17 protein-coding genes, 1 tRNA gene and 2 rRNA genes are annotated in these 24,391 nt (G+C 58.0%); 9 read left to right on the top strand and 11 right to left on the bottom strand.

Annotated elements, in window-relative coordinates:
- Positions 1-477 precede the first annotated feature (477 nt).
- The 5 genes from AOC05_RS00105 to AOC05_RS19150 all read left to right on the top strand — a co-directional run bounded on the left by AOC05_RS00105 (position 478) and on the right by AOC05_RS19150 (position 8,259).
- Positions 478-3,649, top strand: a 23S ribosomal RNA gene (locus tag AOC05_RS00105).
- A gap of 255 nt (positions 3,650-3,904) precedes the next feature.
- Positions 3,905-4,021, top strand: a 5S ribosomal RNA gene (gene rrf, locus AOC05_RS00110).
- A gap of 388 nt (positions 4,022-4,409) precedes the next feature.
- A complete protein-coding gene (locus AOC05_RS00115; RefSeq protein WP_231687152.1) occupies positions 4,410-6,044 on the top strand; it encodes a glycoside hydrolase family 13 protein in 1,635 nt (544 codons plus the stop codon).
- A gap of 96 nt (positions 6,045-6,140) precedes the next feature.
- The gene (locus tag AOC05_RS00120) at positions 6,141-7,532 is read left to right on the top strand and encodes an FAD-binding oxidoreductase (protein WP_062004594.1); all 1,392 of its coding nucleotides are present in this window, start codon (positions 6,141-6,143) and stop codon (positions 7,530-7,532) included.
- Positions 7,533-7,632: 100 nt separating this feature from the next.
- Positions 7,633-8,259 (top strand): hypothetical protein, encoded by a 627-nt coding sequence (locus tag AOC05_RS19150; protein ID WP_157374833.1) that lies wholly within the window; start codon positions 7,633-7,635, stop codon positions 8,257-8,259.
- Positions 8,260-8,262: 3 nt separating this feature from the next.
- Here AOC05_RS19150 and AOC05_RS00130 read toward each other — a convergent pair whose 3' ends face one another.
- The 4 genes from AOC05_RS00130 to AOC05_RS00145 all read right to left on the bottom strand — a co-directional run bounded on the left by AOC05_RS00130 (position 8,263) and on the right by AOC05_RS00145 (position 13,388).
- Positions 8,263-9,630 (bottom strand): DUF4032 domain-containing protein, encoded by a 1,368-nt coding sequence (locus AOC05_RS00130; RefSeq protein ID WP_062004598.1) that lies wholly within the window; start codon positions 9,628-9,630, stop codon positions 8,263-8,265.
- A gap of 100 nt (positions 9,631-9,730) precedes the next feature.
- Positions 9,731-10,831, bottom strand: a complete 1,101-nt coding sequence (locus AOC05_RS00135; RefSeq protein WP_062009152.1) for an ABC transporter ATP-binding protein — start codon at positions 10,829-10,831, stop codon at positions 9,731-9,733.
- A 273-nt stretch (positions 10,832-11,104) separates the two neighbouring features.
- Positions 11,105-11,944, bottom strand: coding sequence for a trehalose-phosphatase (otsB, locus tag AOC05_RS00140; RefSeq protein WP_335337606.1), 840 nt, complete (start codon positions 11,942-11,944; stop codon positions 11,105-11,107).
- Complete coding sequence (locus AOC05_RS00145; RefSeq protein ID WP_420480385.1) at positions 11,931-13,388, bottom strand: alpha,alpha-trehalose-phosphate synthase (UDP-forming); 1,458 nt, start codon at positions 13,386-13,388, stop codon at positions 11,931-11,933. The genes otsB and AOC05_RS00145 overlap by 14 nt, the downstream gene beginning before the upstream one ends.
- Positions 13,389-13,566: 178 nt before the next feature.
- On the opposite strand from AOC05_RS00145, the gene AOC05_RS00150 reads away from it, so the two are divergent.
- Positions 13,567-14,463 (top strand): DsbA family protein, encoded by an 897-nt coding sequence (locus AOC05_RS00150; RefSeq protein WP_062004602.1) that lies wholly within the window; start codon positions 13,567-13,569, stop codon positions 14,461-14,463.
- A 144-nt stretch (positions 14,464-14,607) separates the two neighbouring features.
- Positions 14,608-14,681: transfer RNA gene (locus AOC05_RS00155), tRNA-Thr, on the top strand.
- A 250-nt stretch (positions 14,682-14,931) separates the two neighbouring features.
- Here the strand turns inward: AOC05_RS00155 and AOC05_RS00160 are convergent.
- From AOC05_RS00160 to AOC05_RS00175, 4 genes are all read right to left on the bottom strand, one after another.
- Positions 14,932-15,147, bottom strand: coding sequence for a hypothetical protein (locus tag AOC05_RS00160; protein ID WP_062004604.1), 216 nt, complete (start codon positions 15,145-15,147; stop codon positions 14,932-14,934).
- Positions 15,148-15,616: 469 nt separating this feature from the next.
- Positions 15,617-16,777 (bottom strand): hypothetical protein, encoded by a 1,161-nt coding sequence (locus tag AOC05_RS00165; RefSeq protein WP_157374835.1) that lies wholly within the window; start codon positions 16,775-16,777, stop codon positions 15,617-15,619.
- A 12-nt stretch (positions 16,778-16,789) separates the two neighbouring features.
- Positions 16,790-18,490, bottom strand: a complete 1,701-nt coding sequence (locus tag AOC05_RS00170; RefSeq protein ID WP_157374837.1) for a hypothetical protein — start codon at positions 18,488-18,490, stop codon at positions 16,790-16,792.
- Between the two features lie 70 nt (positions 18,491-18,560).
- Complete coding sequence (locus AOC05_RS00175; RefSeq protein WP_157374839.1) at positions 18,561-19,787, bottom strand: hypothetical protein; 1,227 nt, start codon at positions 19,785-19,787, stop codon at positions 18,561-18,563.
- 249 nt (positions 19,788-20,036) lie between these two features.
- On the opposite strand from AOC05_RS00175, the gene AOC05_RS19155 reads away from it, so the two are divergent.
- Positions 20,037-20,384: a hypothetical protein gene (locus AOC05_RS19155; RefSeq protein WP_157374841.1), complete on the top strand. Its 348-nt coding sequence runs from the start codon at positions 20,037-20,039 to the stop codon at positions 20,382-20,384.
- Here AOC05_RS19155 and AOC05_RS00180 read toward each other — a convergent pair.
- From AOC05_RS00180 to AOC05_RS19160, 3 genes are all read right to left on the bottom strand, one after another.
- Entirely contained in the window at positions 20,381-21,676 is a 1,296-nt protein-coding gene (locus tag AOC05_RS00180) for a tyrosine-type recombinase/integrase (protein ID WP_062004614.1), read from the bottom strand. The genes AOC05_RS19155 and AOC05_RS00180 overlap by 4 nt on opposite strands.
- 25 nt (positions 21,677-21,701) lie before the next feature.
- A complete protein-coding gene (locus tag AOC05_RS20625; RefSeq protein WP_082357627.1) occupies positions 21,702-22,046 on the bottom strand; it encodes a helix-turn-helix domain-containing protein in 345 nt (114 codons plus the stop codon).
- 654 nt (positions 22,047-22,700) lie between these two features.
- Positions 22,701-23,063 carry an ArsR/SmtB family transcription factor gene (locus tag AOC05_RS19160; protein WP_157374843.1) on the bottom strand — a complete coding sequence of 121 codons (363 nt, stop codon included), beginning with the start codon at positions 23,061-23,063 and terminating at the stop codon, positions 22,701-22,703.
- A gap of 306 nt (positions 23,064-23,369) precedes the next feature.
- Here AOC05_RS19160 and AOC05_RS00200 point away from each other — a divergent pair, with 306 nt between their 5' ends.
- A complete protein-coding gene (locus tag AOC05_RS00200) occupies positions 23,370-24,170 on the top strand; it encodes a sigma factor (protein ID WP_197277858.1) in 801 nt (266 codons plus the stop codon).
- The last annotated feature ends 221 nt before the right edge of the window (positions 24,171-24,391 follow it).

Raw genomic sequence — 24,391 nt, forward strand, 5'->3', positions numbered from 1 at the left:
GTTGCTCAAGGGTGGAATATCAATAAAGTAGCTGATGATCGGCAATTGGTGACCTGGTTCTAGTACAACGATTCCTTCGGGGATGGTGGGGAAAGAGCTGTATGGGTTGGTAGTTGCGTGGGTTGTTATGTGTTTGGCACACTGTTGGGTCCTGAGGCAACAACGATTCCTTCGCTCCTGTTTGGGGGTGGGGGGTGTTGTTTTGTTTCTGGTTTCCCGCACACAACCAACCGCAAGGCGGTGCTGGTTTGCGTGACTGCTCTTTGGGGGTGGTTCGTGATCGGTGTCTTGGTGGGATGGTGTGTGGTGGGGTTGTTGTTTGAGAACTACATAGTGAACGCGAGCATCTTTATAAAGAAGCAATTTCTTTGAGATAATTGAACCTGGATCTGATGCTGTTACATCCTTTGGGGTGTGGTGGTGTTGGTTTTCATGGTTCTCTCGATAATATGTAAGTGTTTTTTGACTATTTTGTGTGGTCAAGTTTTTAAGGGCACACGGTGGATGCCTTGGCATTAGGAGCCGAAGAAGGACGTAGGAATCTGCGATAAGCCTCGGGGAGTTGATAACCGAACTTTGATCCGAGGGTGTCCGAATGGGGGAACCCCGTTACCCGTCGTAAGGCGAGGTGATGACCTGCACCTGAATATATAGGGTGTGTGGAGGGAACGTGGGGAAGTGAAACATCTCAGTACCCACAGGAAGAGAAAACAATAGTGATTCCGTTAGTAGTGGCGAGCGAACGCGGAACAGGCTAAACCGTGCCATGTGTGATAGCCGGCGGGCGTTGCATGGTCGGGGTTGAGGGACTCACCGTTACGAATCTGCCGGTTCGTTGAGGGGAATGGTGCATGTATAGGTGAACGGTTTTGAATGGCCGACCGTAGAGGGTGAGAGTCCCGTAACTGAAATGCAGTGCACTCCCTGGAGAGTATCCCAAGTAGCACGGGGCCCGAGAAATCCCGTGTGAATCTGTCAGGACCACCTGATAAGCCTAAATACTACCTAATGACCGATAGCGGACAAGTACCGTGAGGGAAAGGTGAAAAGTACCCCGGGAGGGGAGTGAAATAGTACCTGAAACCGTGTGCTTACAATCCGTTAGAGCCACCGAGCCCACTTGTGGGTTGTTGTTGTGGTGATGGCGTGCCTTTTGAAGAATGAGCCTGCGAGTTAGTGTTACGTCGCGAGGTTAACCCGTGTGGGGAAGCCGTAGCGAAAGCGAGTCTGAATAGGGCGTTGCAGTGGCGTGATCTAGACCCGAAGCGAAGTGATCTACCCATGGCCAGGTTGAAGCGTGTGTAAGAGCGCGTGGAGGACCGAACCCACTTCAGTTGAAAATGGAGGGGATGAGCTGTGGGTAGGGGTGAAAGGCCAATCAAACTTCGTGATAGCTGGTTCTCCCCGAAATGCATTTAGGTGCAGCGTTACGTGTTTCTTACTGGAGGTAGAGCTACTGGATGGCTAATGGGCCCTACAAGGTTACTGACGTCAGCCAAACTCCGAATGCCGGTAAGTGAGAGCGTAGCAGTGAGACTGTGGGGGATAAGCTTCATAGTCGAGAGGGAAACAGCCCAGACCACCAACTAAGGCCCCTAAGCGTGTGCTAAGTGGGAAAGGATGTGGGATTGCTTAGACAACCAGGAGGTTGGCTTAGAAGCAGCCATCCTTAAAAGAGTGCGTAATAGCTCACTGGTCAAGTGATTCCGCGCCGACAATGTAGCGGGGCTCAAGTACACCGCCGAAGTTGTGGATTTCAAACAGTACCCAAGCAGATCAGGACTTGTCTTGTACCTGTTCAGGGGTTTGGAGTGGTAGGGGAGCGTCGTGTGGGCATTGAAGCCGCAGTGTGAACTAGCGGTGGAGCCCACACGAGTGAGAATGCAGGCATGAGTAGCGAAAGACGGGTGAGAAACCCGTCCGCCGAATGATCAAGGGTTCCAGGGTCAAGCTAATCTGCCCTGGGTAAGTCGGGACCTAAGGCGAGGCCGACAGGCGTAGTCGATGGACAACGGGTTGATATTCCCGTACCGGTGAAGAACCGCCCATATTGAACTGATGATACTAACCACCCAATCTTTTTAGTGAGTGCCTTCGGGCCAGGCTAGAAGGGGAGCGTGGGACCTGAATCAGGGAGGTAAACGTATTAACAGGTGTGACGCAGGAAGGTAGCCGAGCCGGGCGATGGTAGTCCCGGTCTAAGGATGTAGGGAACGTGATAGGCAAATCCGTCACGTAGTCTTCAATGACACTCTTGAGATCTGATGGGACCCCCCTTAGGGGGAATTCGGTGATCCTATGCTGCCTAGAAAAGCATCGACGTGAGGTTCCAACTGCCCGTACCCCAAACCGACACAGGTGATCAGGTAGAGAATACTAAGGCGATCGAGAGAATTATGGTTAAGGAACTCGGCAAAATGCCCCCGTAACTTCGGGAGAAGGGGGGCCTGCCTCGTGAAGGACACTAGCTGTCCGTGAGCGGGTGTGGGCCGCAGAGACCAGGGGGAAGCGACTGTTTACTAAAAACACAGGTCCGTGCGAAGTCGCAAGACGATGTATACGGACTGACTCCTGCCCGGTGCTGGAAGGTTAAGAGGACCGGTTAGCACGTAAGTGCGAAGCTGAGAATTTAAGCCCCAGTAAACGGCGGTGGTAACTATAACCATCCTAAGGTAGCGAAATTCCTTGTCGGGTAAGTTCCGACCTGCACGAATGGAGTAACGACTTCCCCGCTGTCTCAACCATAAACTCGGCGAAATTGCAGTACGAGTAAAGATGCTCGTTACGCGCAGCAGGACGGAAAGACCCCGAGACCTTTACTATAGTTTGGTATTGGTGTTCGGAGTGGCTTGTGTAGGATAGGTGGGAGACTGTGAAGTTCCAACGCTAGTTGGAATGGAGTCATCGTTGAAATACCACTCTGGTCACTTTGGACATCTAACTTCGGCCCGTAATCCGGGTCAGGGACAGTGCCTGATGGGTAGTTTAACTGGGGCGGTTGCCTCCTAAAGAGTAACGGAGGCGCCCAAAGGTTCCCTCAGCCTGGTTGGCAATCAGGTTTCGAGTGTAAGTGCACAAGGGAGCTTGACTGTGAGAGGGACACCTCGAGCAGGGACGAAAGTCGGGACTAGTGATCCGGCGGCACATTGTGGAATGGCCGTCGCTCAACGGATAAAAGGTACCTCGGGGATAACAGGCTGATCTTGCCCAAGAGTCCATATCGACGGCATGGTTTGGCACCTCGATGTCGGCTCGTCGCATCCTGGGGCTGGAGTAGGTCCCAAGGGTTGGGCTGTTCGCCCATTAAAGCGGTACGCGAGCTGGGTTTAGAACGTCGTGAGACAGTTCGGTCCCTATCCGCTGCGCGCGCAGGAAATTTGAGAAGGGCTGTCCTTAGTACGAGAGGACCGGGACGGACGAACCTCTGGTGTGTCAGTTGTACTGCCAAGTGCATCGCTGATTAGCTACGTTCGGATGGGATAACCGCTGAAAGCATCTAAGCGGGAAGCTCGCTTCGAGATGAGATTTCCATACACGATAAGTGTGAGAGGCCCCCAGCTAGACCACTGGGTTGATAGGCCGGACGTGGAAGCGAGGACTAAAGACTCGTGAAGCTGACCGGTACTAATAGGCCGATAACTTACACCACACAAACACTCCCATACAGGGTGCGAATAAATCAAAAGCTATTCACACCCCACAAGAGTAACAAAGCATGCTCGCGTTCACTATGTGGTTCCCAAACAACAAACCCAACGTTCGTTGTTAACACGGGAACAAAACAACACAAGACACCACAAATGGTCAATGACCAATGTAAAAGTCTTGTATAATAGAATAACTGATTGATCCACACAACACCCAACAAACCACCCAACCAGATACCTGGTCCTGGGAATAAAGTTACGGTGGTCATAGCGTGGGGGAAACGCCCGGTCCCATTCCGAACCCGGAAGCTAAGACCCACAGCGCCGATGGTACTGCATTCGACAGGATGTGGGAGAGTAGGACACCGCCGGACAAACAGTAAAAAGGTCGAGGCCCCACACCACACGGTGCGGGGCCTCCCTCATTTAACCAACCACCACCAACCAACCCACCATTGTCTTGAAGCGCCGTCGGCTCGGTAGATTGTCAGTGACTGGGCATAGGGCTGAGCAAAAGGGGCAAACATGGCGAATACGCAACCACATCACGACGGTTCATCGCTGTACGTTGCGAATCAACGGCCGGCCGTAAATGAGCATTGCAAGCTCAGAATGCGTGTGCCCACGGTTTGGGGGAGTGCCTCACGCGTTTGGGTACGGAGCCTGCAGGACGCGGAGCCGCGCTATGACGAGGCCGTATGCCTTGGCGATCAAGGAGATGGCTGGGTTTGGTGGGAAGCAGCCATACAGGTGGTGAACCCCGTGGCGCTCTACAGATTCGTTGTTGAGGTGCCGGGCGTCAATGGCTCCGACGATCAGTATTTCCCGTTTAACAATGCCGGGTTGTTTGCCCGCGACACCTCTGATTACCATGACTTCCGGATCACCACTGCCGTGCCCGCACCAGAGTGGTCCCGTAATGCCGTCATGTATCAGGTGTTCCCTGACCGCCTTGCCAGGTCTCAGGCGGCAAACACCCGGGCCACCCCGGACTGGGCCCTAGCGTGCACATGGCAGACCCCCGTTGAAGGCGCCGGCCCAGATGTTGCACGCCAATTCTACGGAGGTGACCTTGCCGGAGTGAGCGCGAAGGTCGACTACCTGGCCGGGTTGGGGGTCGACATCATTTACCTGACACCATTCTTTCCGGGTCGCTCCAACCACCGCTATGACGCGTCGACCTTTGAACACGTTGACTCCCTCCTGGGCGGCGACCAGGCCCTGATCGACCTCGTGGCAGCGGCTCATGCGCGAGGCATGAAGGTGATGGGCGACCTGACCGCCAACCACACCGGTGACGCCCACGAATGGTTCCAGCGGGCGCAAGCGGATCCGCAGTCACCCGAGGCCGACTACTACTTTTTCAACGAAGACCACACCGACTATGAGTCGTGGTGGGGCGTGAAGTCGCTACCCAAGCTCAACTGGGCCTCTCCAGGGCTGCGGGATGCCTTTGTGACGGGTGCCCATTCCGTTGTGGCGAAGTGGCTCTCACCGCCCTTTAGCTTGGACGGCTGGCGGATTGACGTCGGCAATATGACGGGCAGGCTCGGCGCCCAGGACCTGAACGGCGAGGTTGCAGCCCTCATTCAGAAGCGCGTCTTGGAGATCAATCCGGAGGCCCTGTTGCTGGGCGAGGAGACATCGGATGCAGGCGTGGACGTGGATGGTTTTGGTTGGCAGGGCGCCATGACATATTCCAACTTCACCCGGCCCATGTGGCAGTGGTTGGCGGACACCGACGCCCGGGCGGATTTCTTCGGCACACCCTTCTCCGGACCGAACAAGGTTGCTGCGCAAACGGTGCTGGCCACACACTGTGATCTCTCCAGCGCGTTCAGCTGGCCTGTCCGCAACGCCACCATGAATGCCTTGAACACCCATGACACTGCGCGTGCGGCGTCGGTCATGATCCCCGGCGGCCCGCTGGTTGCTGCTGCGCTCTCAATGTTGTTGCCGGGCATACCCGTGGTCTTTTCCGGTGACGAATTTGGGCTTGAGGGCGATCGTGGTGAGTCTTCCCGCACGCCGATGCCCTGGGATGAGCCGGAACGGATTGTGACGGACTTGCGGGCGGATTATGTTGCGCTGACCGGATTGCGTCATAGCAGCGCTGCTCTGTCCCGGGGAGCCATGCGGTGGTTGATGGCCGACGGCGATGTCCTGGCTTTTGTGCGCGAGTCACCACAGGAGTCGCTGTTGGTGATCGCGACGCGTGCGCACGTTCAGGGCCTGGGGTTGGCCGACCTGGGGTTGGATGAGGCCGAACAGGCTGCCATGGCCGCCACCGCGCCCGTCTACCACTCGGGCGGCTACCTTGTGTACAGCGATGTCAACCTCAACGGCCCGGGCGTCTATGTCTGGCGTCTTCCGGGCGTTCAGGTTCCTGCGGAATAGCGCACGTGTCGGTGGCGCCGCCGCGGTTCTCCTAAACTGAAGGGAACCGCCGATGGGAACCAAGGGCGGGCCATGATGGAAAGGTTTTGCGCGACCATGACAACAACGAATACTCCACTGAACCACCACCTTGAGCGCGAGCTCCGGGCTGCGTTGCGGCAGGGGCAGCTGAGCCTGAGCCCTGCCGACCTGAAAACCTTTGCAGTGGACCAGGGACCTGTCACCGACTATCAGGAACCGGTGGCGGTTGTGTGGGCGGAATCGGTGGCCGACGTCCAGGCCGTGGTACGACTGGCCGGAAAGTATGCAGTCCCCATCGTGGCCCGCGGCGCGGGGACAGGCGTGTCCGGGGGTGCCCACGCGACGGCGGGTTCTCTGGTGTTGAACCTTGAGCGGATGAACAAGATCCTCGAGCTGAGCCCCGAGGATGAGATTGCCCGGGTGGAGCCCGGTGTGGTCAACGCCGACCTGAACGAGGCGGCGGCGGCATTCGGCTTGATGTTCGCCCCTGACCCGGCGAGCTACAAGGTCTCAACGATTGGCGGTAACGTCGCCACCAACGCAGGTGGGCTGCGGTGCGCCAAGTATGGGGTGACCCGCGATGCAGTGCTGGGCCTGGAAGTGGTCCTGGCCGACGGCACGCTGATCCGCACAGGGCACCGAACCTTCAAGGGCGTGGCCGGATATGACCTCACGGGCCTGTTCGTGGGCTCCGAAGGCACCCTGGGGATCGTGGTGTCCGCCACTGTGAGGCTGAAATACCTTCCCGCCGATATCCGGACCCTTGCCGTCTTCTTCCCCGATGTGCAATCGGCTGCTGCCGGTGTGCTGGCCTTGGGAGCAGCCAGGGTGCAGCCATGCATCTTGGAAATGCTTGACGGGCCCAGCATGGAGGAACTGGACTTCCGTAATGGCAGCAAGCTAGCCAGCAGGGGAACAGCCCTGCTGTTAGTTCAGTTCGACGGGCTGTCCGCTGGGCAGGAAGTGCAGATCGCCACAGTGGCCCTGCAAGCAGCAGGCGGTTCCGTCAGTGAGGAAGACTCCCAGGAAGCCGCGGATCTGGTTGAGTTGCGGCGCAACTCCCGGGGCATGGATGTGGATACTGAAAACCGGGTGGGTGAGGATGTGGCTGTTCCCCGCTCTCAGCTGGTGCACTACATTGTTGCGCTGGAGGAGATGGCGTCCCGCCACGGGGTGGGCCTGCGCGTGATCGCCCATGCCGGAGACGGCAATCTACACCCCACGTTTTGGGTTCCGGGCATGGATGCACAAAGCATTAGTGCACTCAACGCGGCCCTGGACGAATCCATCGATAAGGCCCTGGAACTTGGCGGCACCATCACCGGCGAACATGGGATTGGCCAATACAAGCGTCGGTGGCTGCCGCTTGAACAGGCTCACGAAGTACTGCAGATTCAACTAAATATCAAGAAACTCTTTGATCCGCAGGGAATTTTGAACCCGGGGAAAGCCATTCCCGGGGCCTGACAGGCCGTAATACTTGACTAACGCGTGCCAAATCGGGCAGGGTACTTCAGGGGGAACTTGGTCCGAATAGCGGACTATTCGACTAACTTGGAAGTCATCCATGACATTCTCATCGCGTCCGTTTTGGCACGCTACGGCCCGCCGGGCAGTGGTTGCCGCCATGGTATCGGCCCTCTGCCTTGCGGTCAGTGCGGTATTGGCTGCTTCCGCCCACGGCGCTGAAGGGTCCCGCGCAGCGCTTCGGTCAGCCACCGTGATTTCACTGAGCGCGGCTCCGATGCAGGTCAGGGCGACGGAAAAGGACCCGGTGGGAGCGCCAACAGTGGAGACTGCGCCGCCGGCGGGGACTCCACTCCCTCCCGCGACGACGGCTACCGTCCCCGCTGCGCCCGAGCAAAAGCCGGCGCCCGCGCCACCGGAAAAGCGAGTGGCGCAGCCTGAACCAGCGGTGGCAACACCTGAGCGCACCACAGAAACTCCGACCGTTTCCGAGGCACCGTGGCCCACCTACACTCCCACCGAGACTCCCCAAACCTTTGTGCCAGCCTCACAGGCCTCACAAGAGACAGCCGCGGTGACCGAGGCTGAACTCTCACTGACCAATGAAACCTCGGGCGGGGTAAATCTGATGACCTGGATGATGCTGTTGCTGGGCGTGACAGTGCTGGCCGGCCTGGGCGTGGGCATCTATGCTTTGTTGCACGTCCGCGGCAGGCACCACAGCTAACTGTCAGTCGCCGTGGGCGCTGTCCGGGAGCACGCCGCTCTCCAGCATTTTGATAGTGTCCGTATCCGTGCTGAGCATGATGGCGTCCTCATCGCGGCGGTACCGCAAAATGGTGTCAACGTAGGACTGCACAGCCTCGGCCAGCGGAACGTTGCGTTCCTCCTCCTGAGACTTGTACCAGCGGTGTTCCAGGATCTCATGGACCACTTCCGCCGGTTCCAGCTTGCCGCCAAGCTCGCGCGGGATGGCCCGTACTATGGGCTCAAAAATGCTGCTGACCCAGTTGTGGGCACTGATTTCCTCGTCAGTGCCGGCCCCGGAATCGACCCTGAAGGAGTCCATGGCGTTGAGCAGGCGCCTGGCCTGGTTTTCCTGGGCGTCAATGCCCGTTAGGCGGAGAAGGCGCCGCTGGTGGTGCCCAGCGTCGACCACCTTCGGCTGAAGATGGATGGTGGAGCCGTCTGCAGTGGTTTTGATGGCGTACTCCTCAACATCAAAGCCAAGCTCGTTCAGACGGCGGATGCGGGCGCCCACGCGCCAGCGGTCCTCCAGCTCGAAGGACTCCTTCTCCGTCAATTCCGCCCAAAGCCGGCGGTAGCTTTCCATGATCAGCTGACTGGTGGCCACAGGATCGACCTTTTCCTCAATCAAGCCACCTTCAAGTAGATCCATCAGCTCCCCGGCGATGTTGACCCTGGCGATCTCCAGATCGTACTCACGCTGTCCCGTGGACAGGTCCGGGTAGAGCTCACCGGTTTCGGCGTCCACCAGGTACGCAGCGAAAGCGCCGGCGTCGCGCCGGAACAAGGTGTTGGAGAGGGACACATCGCCCCAATAGAACCCGACAAGGTGCAGACGCACCAGCAGCAGCGCCTGTGCGTCAATAAGCCTGGTGAGCGTTTCGCGGCGCAGCTTCTGAGAGAACAGGGCCCGGTACGGAAGGGAGAACTTCAGATGCCGGGTGACGAGCACAGGGTCCAGGGGGGCGCCCGTGGGGGTGGTGCGCCCGGTAATCACGGCGACGGGCTCCACGCAGGGCACGTCCAGACGGGCCAGTTTGCGCAGCATGTGATATTCGTGCCGGGCGACGTGCTCGGAGGTTTCCTTGATGGCGATGACGGAGCCGTCCATGTGCGCGAACCGCACCACGTGGCGGGAGATGCCGCGGGGGAGGGCTGCGAGGTTTGCCGCGGGCCACTCTTCAAGTTTGATGTGCCAGGGCAGGTCCAACAGTCCCTGGTCGGCCGTGGCGGCCGTGATATTCAACGACCCCATGACCTGGGCCGGAGGCGCTGACTTGCGTGGCAGCTTGCCGATCTGTTCAAAGTCTGTGGGCTCGTGGTTCCACTGGGCGCCGGGTAAATCAGTCATGGAATAATTCTCTCTTAAAAGCGCAAAACGCGGTTGCCTGCCGGATAAATATCCAACAGGCAACCGCGTCTGCGGGTCTCGACAGGCTCGATCAATCTTGCTAGCTGGTCGCTACGTTCTGGTTGTCCAACCGCAGGCCGGACGTTGCATCGAAGAGGTGGACGTGGCCAACCTGGGGACGGACGTGGATGGTGTCGCCCTTCAACGGTGGTCGGCGGCCGTCGACACGGACAACCATGTCGCGCTCAACACCGTCGATGATGGCGTGGCCGTAAACGTAAGCGTCGGCACCCAGCTCTTCAACGACGTCGGCCTCAACAGTCAAACCCTCGCCGACACCAACGAGCTCGAGGTCTTCGGGGCGGACACCCAAGGTCACGGTGTTGCCGGCGGCGGCGCCAAGGACTTCGCGCGGGACCGGGTAGATGGCGCCACCGAACTTTACGCCGCCGTCGACGACGGGCAGTTCCAGCAGGTTCATCGCGGGGGAGCCGATGAAGCCGGCGACGAAGACGTTCTGCGGGGAATCGTAGAGGTTGCGGGGAGTGTCAACCTGCATCAGCAGGCCATCCTTGAGGACGGCGACCCGGTCACCCATGGTCATGGCCTCGACCTGGTCGTGGGTCACGTAGACGGTGGTGACGCCCAGGCGGCGGGTCAAGGAGGCGATCTGCGTGCGGGTCTGAACGCGAAGCTTGGCATCCAGGTTCGAGAGCGGCTCATCCATGAGGAAGACCTGCGGGTTACGCACAATGGCGCGGCCCATGGCAACACGCTGGCGCTGGCCGCCGGAGAGTGCCTTCGGCTTACGGTCAAGGTAAGCCTCGAGGTCCAGGAGTTTGGCGGCCTCAAGCACCCGTTTGGCGCGCTCGTCCTTGGAAATGCCGGCGATCTTCAGTGCGAAGCCCATGTTGTCGGCAACGGACATGTGAGGGTACAGCGCATAGTTCTGGAACACCATGGCGATGTCGCGGTCCTTGGGCGGAACGTCTGTGACGTCGCGGTCGCCGATCAGGATGCGCCCGGCGTTGACGTCTTCCAAGCCTGCGAGCATGCGCAGGGAGGTAGACTTGCCGCAGCCGGAGGGTCCGACGAGGACCAAGAATTCGCCATCGGCGATCTCGATGTTGAGCTTGTCAACGGCGGGCTTGGTGGTGCCCGGGTAGATGCGTGTTGCGTTGTCAAAAGTTACTGAAGCCACAGTAATAATTCCCTTCATCGGCAGGTACGTGCCGAACGATCCTCAAGTGAATGGTTGTTTATGCAGTTATTCAGGCCGAAATCCACCAAGGGCAGATACAACACTGATGTATGAAGTATGGCACATTCGCATGGTGCGATGCGTCACACTCGGTGATTTCAGTGTTTAGGCCAGTTCCAGTTTATCGGCACCCACGCGCACGTGCTATCCCATGATTCCCCGCTCCGCGGACCGTTGGGCGCCGATGATGCCCGGTGAGAGAAAAATGGCCTCTTACGGGTGTTTGCGAGTTGCTAAAAGTAGTTCAAGGACAGCTGGCAGCTCCTGTGGGGAGGCGATACGGAACGCGGCTGCGGTGGTGCCGGCGCCCACCTTGATGCCGACGTCGCCGGCGCCGAGAGCGGTGAAGGCGTGCTCGTCGGTGACGTCGTCGCCGGCAAAGATCACGGCGGTGGCGTCACTGACCGTGCGCAGCAGCCGAAGGCTTTCGCCTTTGTTGGCGTTGATGACGGAGATTTCCAGCACCATTTTGCCTTCGGTGATGAACAGGCCGGGGTCCTGGCCCAGTGCGGCGCGAACCGCGGCGACGGCGGCCCGCCCGGCTTCCGGGGTTGCCTGGCGGTAATGCAGCACCACGCCGGCCGGTTTTTGTTCCATGACGGTGCCCGGGTGCAGGTGGACGGCTAACTGCACGGCGGACTGGACCCGGCCACGGGCATGCTCCTGCGTTTCGGTCAGCTCCAAACCCGGGGAGCCTGGCCCCAACCAGACCTCGGCGCCATGGCTGCCCACCAGCAGTGTCTGTTCCGGTGGTGTGGCGACCGCACGCAAACTGGCCAGGGCGCGCCCAGAGACCAGCGCCGTCGTCGTACTCTCCACGGCAGACAAGGCTGCGAAGGCGGAGGCAGCGGCGGGTAGTGGGCGGGCGTCCTCGGCGCGGGGGACCAGGGGTGCCATGGTGCCGTCAAAGTCCATCGCGACCAACAGGTGCGCGGTGCGGGCAACGTGGACGATGGCGGCGTGCAAGTCTGCGCTGAGGCCGGCTGAGCCCAGGCCGTCTGGGCCCAGTCCGTGTGGGCCCAGTCCGTGTGGCAGCGGGTTAGCGGTCGTCACGCACGGCCTCGTTTTGAAGGGCGAGTAAGAAGTCCTCGCTCCAGCGTTGGACGTCGTGGGAGAGGATCTGCTTGCGCATGGCCCGCATGCGGCGTGCGGACTCGGCCTTGGGCAGCGTGATGGCGTGGGCGATGGTGGCCTTGAGCCCGTCGATGTCATGCGGGTTGATCAGCAGTGCCTGCTTGAGCTGGTCGGCGGCGCCGGTGAATTCGCTCAGGACCAGGGCGCCGGTGTTGTCGGAACGGGCCGCCACATATTCCTTGGCCACCAGGTTCATACCGTCGCGCAGGGCGGTGACCAGCATGACGTCCGCGGCTAGGTAGAGGGCAACCATCTCCTCCACCGGGTAGTTGTGGTGCAGGTAGCGAACGGCGGTGTTTTGGATGGTGTCGAACTGGCCGTTGATCCGCCCCACCATGCCCTCCACTTCCTCGCGCAGCTGCCGGTAGGTTTCCACGCGTTCGCGGCTGGGGCTGGCCACCTGGATCAACGCGGCATCTTCAACCGTGATGACACCGTCGTCCAGGAGTTCACCGTAGGCCTTGAGCCTGTGCGTGATGCCCTTGGTGTAGTCCAGCCGGTCAACGCCCAGCAGGATGGTTTTCGGGTTGCCTAGGTCCTCCCGGATTTGTTTGGACCGGGCGATGATGTCCGGGCGGGCGGCCAGTTCCTGGATCCGGCCCACGTCGATGGAGATGGGGAATGGCTCGGCACGGGCGATGTGGCTGATCGAGTCGTCGCGCTCCTTGACGTGGACCTGCTGGGCCTTGACGCTGGCGCCGAGGAAACGGCGGGCCGAGCGCAGGAAGTTGGCGGTGTCGTTGGGGCGTTGGAAGCCGATGAGATCGGCGCCCAACAAGCCGTCAATAATCGCCTGGCGCCAGGGCAGCTGGGCGAAGATCTCCGGCGGTGGGAACGGGATGTGGTTGAAGAAGCCAATGCGCAGGTCCGGGCGAAGGTGGCGCAGGTAGCGGGGGACGAGCTGCAACTGGTAGTCCTGCACCCAGACGGTGGCGTTCTTGGCCGCTGCGCTGGCTGCCGCCTCGGCAAAGCGCCTGTTCACCTTCCGGTACGAGTCCCACCACGTACGGTGGAACTCCGGGGGTGCGATGACGTCGTGGTACAACGGCCACAGGGTGGAGTTGGAGAAGCCTTCGTAATACAGTTCCACCTCGTCGCTGGAGAGCGGGACGGGGATCAGGTCCATGCCCTCGTGGTGGAACGGCTCCAGGATCTCATCGGGCGCACCGTGCCAGCCAACCCATGCCCCGTCCCGGGAGGCCATGACGGGAGCCAGCGCCGTGACGAGACCTCCTGGCGCGCGTCTCCATCCGACGTCGGCGGTATCAGTGGAATCCCTGTCAATGGGCAGACGATTGGAAACCACCAGGAATTCCGATGCGCCGTGGATAGGCTCCTGGGAGCTGGTCTCAAGGGGCTGCAACTTTTCCGGCACGTGGGCTCCAATAAGTAGGTGTTGATTTGGTGCCAGCTTAGCCGGTGTGGGGAATCGGCACAGGGAAGTGGGCTGCCTTAGGCTTTCTCCAAGGTTCGTCGCCTAAGATGATTCACAGAGTTGCCGCCATGCGGCCCTATTTCCATGCCCACAGACCTGAGGAACTATGAGCTCCAAGAACCAACCACGGCCGACCAGTGCAGAACGCACAGCAAAGGCGCGCGAGCAGGCCAAGACGATTCGTGATGCGCAGCTCAAGAAGGAAAAGCGCAACAGCTGGCTGATCCGTGGCGGTGTGCTTGCCGCAGCCGTGGTGATTGTGGTCATCATCGCCTTGATCGTCATCCAGACGAACAAGGCCAATGAGCCAGTTGCCACCACCGGTCCGGTCCCTGCAAACACCAACGTGTATGGTGGGATCGAATTTGGCAAGGACGGCGTGCTGATTCCCCCAACCACTACCGACGCCTCTGTTGATACGGGGAAGCTACCGGCGATGCCGACGGCCGCCCCCACGGCGGCGTTTGGCCTCGATGGAATCGGCATTAAGGCTACGGACGCTGGCAAGCCGGCTCAGGCCGTTATTTACTTGGACTTCATGTGCCCGGCATGCAATAGCTTCGAAAAGCAGTACAGCGAGCAACTGACGACGTGGCAGAACGATGGCACCATCACGCTGGAATACCGTCCCCTGAACTTCCTGGACCGCTTCTCCTCCGGTACCAACTACTCCTCACGCGCCGCAGCTGCGACCGCCTGCGTGGCTGATACCTCACCGGAGAAGTACAAGGCGTTCTTTGATTCCTTGTTCACCAACCAGCCTGCTGAGAACAGCAAGGGCCTGGACAACGCGACACTGAAGAAGCTGGCCACCGAGGCGGGGGCAGCCGATATCAGCAGTTGCCTTGACAACAAAACCTACCGTCCTTATGTTGCCAACGGCAGTGGCTTGGCGTCAGCACACGGCGTCAATGCCACACCGACGGTGTTCATCGATGGTAAGCAGTGGAAAGACGGCACCTTGCCTGACTTCGTCAAGGGGATCGTCGCCGCCAAGAAGTAGGTTTTTGCCCTAGTTTCTTCCTGGAGCCTTTCTGGAATCGGCCCCTGCGTTTGCATGCTTGTTGCGCAGTATGTTCACTGCGGGGGCCGGTTTTCAGTTTCTGGCACTTCTTACGGTAGCCTTGTATAGCGCTTGATTGCGTTTGCCTCCTTAGCTCAGCTGGCCAGAGCACCGCTCTTGTAAAGCGGGGGTCATCAGTTCGAATCTGATAGGGGGCCCAAAAAGCCCGGAAACACAGGGATTTTGGAAGTGAGAATGGCCCCGAAAGGGGCTATTCGTCCTTAACTCTCCACAAACTCTCCAGATTAACTCTCCATTTTCGTTATTTGCCGCTAGTTACCGCTGTTTTTGTCGGGTCCTCATGAGGCTCATGATCCTCTCAAAGTGGAGATTTGTCAGCCCCTAGCGGTGGGACTGGTGCTGCCGATTCTGGGGCGGGTGCGTCCGATTGTGAAGCCTGTTCGTCAGCTAGTTGAGCTTGTCGACACCCGTTGGCCGGTACGCCTCCGTGACTGACCTGGTGTCCAAGTCCTCGCGGGTTTCTTCGATGTAGTGCTCCTGGGGCATGGAAATTTTGGAATGGCCGGCCTGATAGGCGGTGGCTTCCGGCCCCATGGTCCGGGCGATACGCGTGGCCGTGGCTTTCTTGAAAGTCTTCAGCGCCACCCATTCGTAGCCGGCCAAATCAGCAGCTTTCCCCCAAAGTTTCCACGAAGGCGCCGGATGTGCAGCTGCTGCCCAAAAAGATGAAACATATTGCGGCACTGAGTTCGCCACGGGCGAAGCTCGCACCATCCCGCCACATTTCTTGAAAGTACCAGTATTTCCGAGACCGGCGTGGAACTAGTCAACCAACAACCGCCACACGGCCAGCGGCCAAGATGTCACAATAGGAACCGTCAGGCAGACAGCCAGCCCTGATCAACAAGAAGCCCTACCTCATGAAAGTTTGAGGTTAGATTTGGGGTCATCAAATAAGTAGGGGCCGTGGCGTACGGAATTATTGGCGTTGACTAAGCCATTCATGATTCCAAAGGACTATGAACCGTGTTAGGTGATTACGGGCCCAGCCACTTCTGCATGGCCGATTAATTGTCGGTGCAGACGACGGGTGCATCACGCTGAACGTGATGCACCCGTCGTGCACGGTGGCCTAGTTCCTTCCAGGTGAACTATCGAGCCACGCCCTAAAACCAGCCAGTTCCTTATCGGAAGTAGCTTTAGTCTCATGCAGCTGCCCTATTTCAACTTGCATAGCGTCGATCTGGTTCTGTAGCCCGGTGATGAGCTTTTCCTGCTGGTCATGTTCTTCCTCGGCCGCAATATCAGTGCCGAGGATGCGTCGGATTGCATCAAGTTGCTCTTCCGGGGTCATCTCGCTGACCGTCGGATCATCGTCATCATCGCGCTGTGGGTCTTTGGCGCGTGCCTCGATGATCGCGCTAGCAATGCTCTCAGGCGTAGATAGTCCTAGTTCCATGGCTTGAGCGATTTCGTTGGCTAGGCGGGTGATCCCGCTGCTTTGCCGTGGGGTTGGTTCCCACGAAAGACCTTTCACGAAATTTCGGTTGGGGTTGGCCACGGCTTTTTTGCGGTCTTCAAGAGAATGCTTCCCCATGTGCCCGTTGATGCTGTGGTGGCTGCCGCGTTCAAAATCACACAAGGCACAGCGGAACGCTTTGCTTCCGTCCTCGTATTCCACTTCGAGGATTGCGGAAGAGTCACGCAGAACACCATAATTCTGGGTCTGGTATTCCTTCACACCGTAGGGCTTGATGCTTTTAGCCTTACGACTTCCTTCAGACGCCGAAGGTAAAGGCACTGTAGGCGATGCCGGGGGCAGTTCAGTCTCAGCCGGTGTGTCCACCGAAGGGTCGGTAGTTGTTGGTTCTTCCAGTGGCGCTGTTTTGTCGGCTTCCAATGGCAGGTAGCCTTCACTTTCCGCGTGCTCGTCGGCAAAAGAAAGGCATACTTCTGCGTACTGTTCGGCACGTTTCAGGTATTCGATACGCTGATCCGGGCTTGGAAGGAACGCTTTGACGATCTGATTGAACATTCTGCGGAATTGCGCGTCGTTGGTGATTGTGAACTTTTTGCCTTGTTCCTTCGTCGAGACGATCTGGAACTTGTTCTCAGCTGTACGCTCTATCGGGCACTGGACCGAGTGCGCGAAGATCAAGAGCGCGTATGCGTCGCGTGGAACTTCTGAAGCATACAGGCGAAAAGCTGGGGCAGTCCCCACTTTTCGATTGAGAGCTTTTTCAACATGGGCCTTAGGGGTGGTTGCAGGTTTATTTCTGGTGGGTGTAGCCAAAGGGTATTCCTCTTAGTTTGTGGATTTGTTATCTAGGTGGGCGCCGATATAGCCGATGGTGACGCGCCCATTGGTAGGCCATGTGTCTTCAAAATGGAGGCGTGGTGAGCGTCCGCGCCCGGTTGCTAGAGGTATGTGCGCGTACATGATCATCTGGCCCGTAGGGTCTATTTCCGTTGGAACAGCGAAAGTTCTCTGTTCGCGCATTCTTTGGTTCTTTTGAACTGTGTCGGATTCGTGGGCGCTGATCTGGCGGATACGCATATAATGCCCGTGTTCGGGATTCCGCTGGTATTGGAAGATTCCACCTTCGAAGGCCGTGTCGGCTCGAGCCTGAGCGTATGCGTCAAAGGTGCGTAGTACTTCCCACGTCTTTTGAACTACGCTGACCCCAAGGTCGGTGAATTCATCCAGTTCTACGGTTGTCTCCGCGTCGCCACAGTATAGGACTCCTGGAATCTCACCAATTCGCTCTAGTAGTTCAGTGAAGGTCTCTGGCGGTTTGACTGATTCAAGATGAGGCACGACGGGGAGGTAGGCAGACTCATCACCTCTATCCCACAGCTTTCGTTTAAGTACACGGTTATCGGCATGGATGCGGTCTGACTGGTCCTGCTGGGAGGACAGCTCAAGGTTGAGAACTTCATTGTCTTCTATGAGGTTTTTGAGATACTTTTCGGCATCCTCGGCGCGATTGCGAAGTTCGCTGTTTTCCTGGTCCGACATTTCAAGAAGTTCGGTCAGTTCCTTGTTCTCATCCTGAAGTTCAGATGATACTGAGCTATTCTCAAGTCCAGCGGATGATAGGTGCTGTCGCACGACCTTGCGGAATGCTACATCAGCCTGACGTAAGACGTCTGGTAACTCCGCGCTGGCAAGCTCAGCGACAAGCGACCGGCGAAGAATCGAGTTCAGCTTCTTGGAGTGCTCACCGACGATTCGATGATGTTGCATGATTCGGTGAACATAACCGTCTAAAGGGTTCTCAAAATTTACCCCAGTCTTGTATGTGCGAATTGCGCCCGGCATAAGTCCGTGCGCTGTTCCCGCCCACTCATTGAAAGCATCCAGCTTCTCAGGCGCGATCATGTGCACGCTGGTAAGTCCCTGCGTCCCGCGTAGAACGTCCCGGATTGTCTCTTGCCACAGCGTAGGCGTTTGCCGTATTGGAGGGGTGCTGACAAGTACCATTCCTCGCCGGTCGTCATCTTGAATCGAGTTCAGCACAACGTCTAATGACTCCGCGGACTCAGCGAGCGAGTGACCAGTGGGAAGCAGGGTTTGCCCGTCATAGAATTCCACAGCGTCGAGCAATGTTCTTACGAAAGTTGGTGTGGCGGTATCGCGAGGCCTTTCTCCGTAACGACCTTTTTCTAGTGGAGGGTGAATATCAGCTAAAAACCATACGGTTTCACCGCTTGTGGCGAGTGTAATGTGAGTTTTGGCTGTTTGGTTCAGTCCATCTTCCTGCCACGGCGCTTTATCCCACTGCTCGGTGTATACCCAGCGGAAGGCCTTCGTGCCATTGTCGAGTTCGCGGTACTGGTGCTGAAGGGTATGACCTTTAGCGCTGTCAGACTTCTGTTCACGCTCTGGAAGATCCTCGAATCCTTTGGACTTGAACCAGTTTTCTAAGATGCCTGCAATCTTCCGCTCAGCGTCATGCGCGCTGGTAGACGCGAGCGTTCTAAACCCAATCAATGAATCCCTCATAATGTGGTGGTTTTATGGTTTTCTGTAACTTGTTTATCAGCAAGGGCGGACATTTCTTGCACTACTTGCTTTAGCTGTGGGCATCCCGTGCGATCAACCCACGCACCCAGTCTTCAAGGTTGTCTAGGTCTAGTTGGGAGAGTACGAGGCTTTCGTTTACCCAGTCTTTGGAAAATGTGGCGCTCTTCTCCTGATTTCCCGTGAGCTCGGGCTCATTGACTGTCGTGACCCCCAACCAGACCGGCAATGCTCGGGTATCGAGAATGATGCTGAGTAGCTTCAGCTGGACTTTCAAAAGTTCCTGGGCAGACTGAGAAAGGGTGTCCCACTTGATCGATTGGTCTTCAACTGTGTCGGTAGCATGCGCCAAAACAAGGGGTGCCACATGCCGGGCGTGTATAGTCTGACCGAGCAATTCGGCACGTTGGATGATCACTTGTTGCGTTTCATTCCACGACGCGGCCTGTTGCGATGCTTCTTCCATATCTTCCAATGCTTGCTGCGCGGCATCGAGCTTTTCAGCCTCGGCATCAGCCTCTCTTCGTAGCTTTCGGCCTTTCCAGACGAGAACCCCTCCCACCGCTAGTAGTGCAGGCAAAGCAACTATCCCAGTTAGAACTGCGGTGCCGCCAGCGACGCCCATGCCACCAGCTGCTAGCGAGCCACCACCGAGCCACGCCAGCGTCGCACTAGAGGCGGCTGCACCAGACAATGAAGCGATAGCTGTCCCAGTTGAGGCAGTTGCCGCAGCCGAGACTGCCGCAAACACTCCGGTTGCAGTTCCGGCGCCTAGCCCGACGCCAGCGATAGCGCCGGCTGTACTGTCAGTCAGCGTCTTAAGGACGCTAACTTGTGTCTGCTTCCTTAAGCCGCGAATTTCAAATTCTTGAGTTTTTGCCTTACCGCCGAATGCCCCAACCTTCATGGCAGCAGACAACTCGACACGTTGGGCGTCAAGTAGAGGCTTCCAATCGATTATTGACGCAGTTTCAAGGAACGGAAGGATGAAGTTATTGCGCGCATTTTCAAGTGATTTTTCGGAGTTCTTAAGCTGGAATGCCACTCGATCATTCAAGAGGTTCGATCTGGCGATGATTTGAGTTCGTTTTGAGTCGTTCTCTTCGTAAACCGGTCCAGCAAGGGCCCGAGCGAGGGGGGCCTGCCTAGGAGGAACCGCGAGTTCGCGCTCGGTCTCATTCTCCAGTTCTGTTTCGCTGTGTCCGAGGGCATCGAGTAGACGTTGGCGGTGTCGGCCTGTCGGATCAGTCTTTCCTGATTCAATGCGGGAAATGGCCACTGCGGCACTCTTAGGGCTCTCTTCGCTGCCGTATCCGGCAGCGCGGCCAAGATCCTGCTGGCTCTTACCGTTTACCCTCCGCCACTGCTTCCCCCACCCTTTTAGTACCGTCGCCTGGGCGGTAAGGCGCATGTCTCTAACCGAACGTTCGGTGGCCATCTGTTGACACTCACTCCTGGATTCACCTAAACTCAGGCTAACTTAGGGCTAACTTATTGTAGCCCTAACCAAATATAACAAGGAGTAGACATGAGCGCGAGTAATCCCAGCGGTTCGCAAGATGAATTCAATCCCCCTGAGGAGCAGACGAGACCTGACAGCTTCAGGCATCCAGCGAATATAACTAATCAAACTGGCCCGCTCGGGACAGCGTCAATTGCCGCTGTTGGGATAGCGATCACCGCCGGTATTTTGATTCAAGACCCTCGGCTGCGCCAGGTCTGCCGCAGCGTTGTACAAGACCCCAAAGTACATCAAGCGATTAAGGAGGCAAACGAGGCAGTCTTTCGAGAGATTTCTGCATCATGGCGCCGTCACGGTGGCATTGCAATCCTGGCCTCGGTATTTCATGCGGGCGTGGCTGTGCCGCGTAATTAGAGCCTGAAAGATGCCGCTGTTTTTGGAGGGTTTTCGAGAGGCTCAGTTTCCTTCGTCTGTAGGGCCTGTCCGTCAGCTGATTGAGCCTGATCATGCTTGGGTCGCGCTTGTTTAGATTTGCGTGACGGCTTGAAAACATCAATGACAGCCCTAGTATCCAAAGCCCCGCGGCGTTCTTCAATGTAGTGCTCCTGCGTCATGGACACCTTCGAATGGCCAGCCTGATAGGCGGCGGCCTCAGCTCCCATGGTCCTAGCAATCATGGTTGCATTGGTTTTCCTGAAAGTCTTCAGTGTCACCCAGCCGTAGCCAATCGCGTCCGACGCTTCACGCCAGACTTTGCCAACGTTGTTCGCATCTGTCACGGTGCCGGTGGAGGATGGATAGATCAGGCCCAGCGGGTTGGAGATCGCAGATCTTGTTTGGCGGAGGCGGCGTTTGCGTAGTTGCTTGACTAAGAAATCAGGGACCGTGAGCTGGCGGATGCCGTGTCTGGTCTTGGGATGGTCCTGAATCCTGACTCCACCAACGGTGGTTCTGATGACAGTGGTGTGGACAAAGATGGTGGGCGGGTTTGCCTCCAAGTCGAGGTCTTCCCATAGCAGTGAGAAGAGCTCCCCCGGTCGAACACCCAGAGCGACCATGCCGTCCGCTATTTCGTGGAGTTCTTGTGAACGCGGCCGGCCAAGCGCCGGGGCTCGTTCCCACGCAATGAGTTTCTTCCGCAGGTTCTGATACTGTGCCGCGTCCAAAGCCTGAGGCTTCTTCGTCCGAAGCCGGGGAATTTGTACCCCGAGAACCGGATTGACGACGACGGCGTCGTGGCGCAGAGCAACCTTGAACATCCAAGAGAGCACCGCGCCGCAAGTTCTGGCAGTGGAAGGCCCCGAGTCCTCGACAACTGAGCGAATGAAATGGTCAACAAGGCCAGAAGTCGCCTCGCCAATTCTGATCGAGCCGATCCTGGGAGAGATGTGTTTCTTCACCATGTAGGCGTATTTGTCCTTGGTGCGTGCAGCCCTGTCGGACGCCTCCAGGTCCACAAGAAATATCTCAATGAGACGGTCGATCTTATCGGTACTGGTGACCAAGCCGAATCGCGGGGTCTTGCGGTTGGCAAGCTTTTGTTGCAATTCTCGGCGTGCGGCAGCCGCGGACGGGCCCCGCGCCTCCACCCGGCGGACTTTTCCGTCCATGTCACGGTAGCGGGTCTCAGCGAGCGAAGTCTTGGCTGACGTACGCTTGGTATGGATGGTTCCCCACGCACCGAGGGGGAGGGGTTGTCTACTCATCTGATGGTCTCCTTATTTTTAGATGTCAAGTCTCCGATTGGAGTGAGATCCAGTGATCAAGATCCGTCCGGTTAACGCGCACGTGGCGCCCGATCTTGTATGCGTGGGGACCAACTCCCCTTGAACGCCACTGGTAAAAGGTTGGCAGCGGGATCTGCAGCTCACGGCAGATCTCGGTCGGGGACAACCACTCTTCAGCGAAGGCTTGAGTGGTTGTTGGCTCGGCTGGCTGATCGGTCATTTTGGGCTCCTTAATTGTGTGGCATTCATCATTCCATGCCATATACCCATCAAAGCTGCATGACTTTGGATGGGGAGTCAGGATTCGTTGGGCGGTATCCACAATTAACAGATTTGCAGCTGGTCGCATCTGATTGTTGATGCAGGTCTATTCGGATTCGTTCTACAGTTGCGAAGCCTTGAGGCACCTCAATAAATACAAGATTTCCGTGGGCAGGCGGATGATCCGCAGCTGTGGACTCACCACTGACTACCGGTGCAGCAGTTGTTTCACGGAAACGGCAAAGCCTCTGGTGGCCTTGTCGCAGTCGATGTCCCAGACGATACTTGAGGAAGCCACAAGATTTGGATCGGAGAGAGATGGCGGACCAGGAAACCCCAAGTGCATCGCCGGGGCCAGGACTCACGCCGCAAGGAGAACTTTCCAGACGGCTTAAACTTCTCCTCGACACTGCCGTCGCCGAGCGGGGCCAGCCATTGACCTTTCGGGAAATCAGCGAGGCACTGGCGACCCGCGGCGTGAACTTGTCTAGGGCACGGTGGTCCTACTTGAAGGACGGCAAAGGGCACGTAATCCAAGACCGGCCATTGCTGACGGCCCTGGCAGGCTATTTCAACGTAACCCCTGACTACCTGATGGCTGTCGGGGACATAGAAATTTCCGAAGAAGTTTGGGAGCAGCTTGAACCTGTCCACTCATTGCGGGCCGACAGGGTGAAGTCCTTCGCACAACAAACGCTGGGGGATGTTTCACCGGAGACGTTGGAGGCCATCACCGAATACCTCAACGCAGGTGTTCCCCCGCGTCCGGGGAGAGGGGCTGCCGGCGATTTCGCAGATAGTCCTGATGAGCCTCCAATAGAACCGTGATTCGGTCGTCATCGACGGAATAGCGAGGGGACCTGCCGTGCCGGCGGCCCTGGACGATGTCCACAATGATGACGCCGGTTTTTTCAAGCGCCAGAAGATGCTGGGCGATGCTCGCCTCCCCGGCGCTCACGGCGTCCACAATGTCGCCACGGGGTACTGGGCCGCGTTCCTCCAGGAACCGGATAATTTCGTTGCGCCCTCGATTGCCGAAAGCCTCAATGGCGGCTTCCACATCCGAGGTCCAAGCCAAATCTACCGGGTGCGTGATCTTAGGCATGTCTCTATTCTGCCCCTTTATCCACAGGTTTACATAGACCCCGTTGACATGGGCAAATCCGGTGACGACACTAGTTAATATCATCTTTCGGAATCTGGCACCCGTGCTGGAAACCATCCGGGCCGCAACGCCGCCGTATGTTCGTGACAGCGAGAAGGCCATTTTCATAGCGTGCAGTTCTTACGAACGAAGACGACGATGGTCACCTATGCATCAGCTCGAACGTCCCACCGCAAAGACCAGCTTCCGGGCAATTTCAGGCCTGATTCCGAGGCCAACGGTCCTGTTATCCGTGGCGAGGACGTCATGACTGCCGTGGATGATATTTCCCGGTTTGTTCGCTCACGCCTGGCCCGGGCTGGGTTTCCCAACGAGACGGACGACGTACTTCAGGACATACGCATCGCAGTATGGTCTGGAGTGTCGCGGGGACGGTACCAACCGCTGCCCGGCATCCGATTCGGGGCATGGGTCCAGGGCATTGCCAATAACGTTTGCACAGCTCACATCGCCAAAGCATCCGCCCATTTCACGGTTCCCCTCTTCACGGAGGAATCCGACGACCACCCAGCCTTCGACCGGCCACAGGAAGCCGTGCCGGAGCCTGCCGGTGTTGCCGATCGGGATTGGGCGATCAATGTCCTGAAACTGACACGGATGTGCGCCGGCGAAGAAGCCTGGGGCTCAGCCATGTTCCTTCTCTTGGATGACTATGACGACAGCAGCGGCGTAGCAACCACTGTTGTTGACCGGGCAGACACCCCTGCCTATCGCAGGGCGCGCAGGGATTTGAAATTCGTGCGCCAAGTGGCCATCACGGTAAGGAACGCACTGGCCGTGGTGGATTCCAACGACGCAAATGAGGCCGTCATGGCTACGAGCGCCTCGGAGTGCCTACCCACCGAGTTGCATCGCACCATCGCGGCAACGATCGTTGTTCCCAAGTTGAGCGGACCGGAACGTCTCGCCGCACTTCCCGTCATAGCAGCCAAGACTAACGTCACCCCCCGGTACGTCGCAGTCCAGACCGGACGTGCCAGGGCGCTGTACCTGGCGGCACTGAAGGTCATTCGGATGTCACACCCGGCGCAGGCCATGCCAATGTGACGCTGAGGCTACGAACGTCGCTTCGCCCCGCGCCCTTTTGTACCCAGTAATCACGCACCGACCGTGGCAGCTCGCATCAAGGTCGTTGGGACGCGCACGACGGCGGGGCCTGGCTTGGGACGCCGCCGCAGGTTCTACGCGACTGGATCATATGCCCTGGCCTCCTTTGCTGCATGGAGGGGTAAAGGAGGTCTCCAATGCACGGACTATCAGCATGGAAG

The organism is Arthrobacter alpinus (assembly GCF_001294625.1).
Lineage (GTDB): Bacteria > Actinomycetota > Actinomycetes > Actinomycetales > Micrococcaceae > Specibacter > Specibacter alpinus_A.

Bases quoted from the DNA above. Each gene is read 5' to 3' on its own strand.
- AOC05_RS00120 (WP_062004594.1), top strand. From the start codon at position 6,141: ATGACAACAACGAATACTCCACTGAACCACCACCTTGAGCGCGAGCTC.
- AOC05_RS20625 (WP_082357627.1), bottom strand. From the start codon at position 22,046: ATGCGACCAGCTGCAAATCTGTTAATTGTGGATACCGCCCAACGAATC.
- AOC05_RS00200 (WP_197277858.1), top strand. From the start codon at position 23,370: ATGACTGCCGTGGATGATATTTCCCGGTTTGTTCGCTCACGCCTGGCC.
- AOC05_RS19150 (WP_157374833.1), top strand. From the start codon at position 7,633: ATGACATTCTCATCGCGTCCGTTTTGGCACGCTACGGCCCGCCGGGCA.
- AOC05_RS00170 (WP_157374837.1), bottom strand. From the start codon at position 18,490: ATGAGGGATTCATTGATTGGGTTTAGAACGCTCGCGTCTACCAGCGCG.
- AOC05_RS19155 (WP_157374841.1), top strand. From the start codon at position 20,037: ATGAGCGCGAGTAATCCCAGCGGTTCGCAAGATGAATTCAATCCCCCT.
- AOC05_RS00180 (WP_062004614.1), bottom strand. From the start codon at position 21,676: ATGAGTAGACAACCCCTCCCCCTCGGTGCGTGGGGAACCATCCATACC.
- AOC05_RS00150 (WP_062004602.1), top strand. From the start codon at position 13,567: ATGAGCTCCAAGAACCAACCACGGCCGACCAGTGCAGAACGCACAGCA.
- AOC05_RS19160 (WP_157374843.1), bottom strand. From the start codon at position 23,063: ATGCCTAAGATCACGCACCCGGTAGATTTGGCTTGGACCTCGGATGTG.
- AOC05_RS00130 (WP_062004598.1), bottom strand. From the start codon at position 9,630: ATGACTGATTTACCCGGCGCCCAGTGGAACCACGAGCCCACAGACTTT.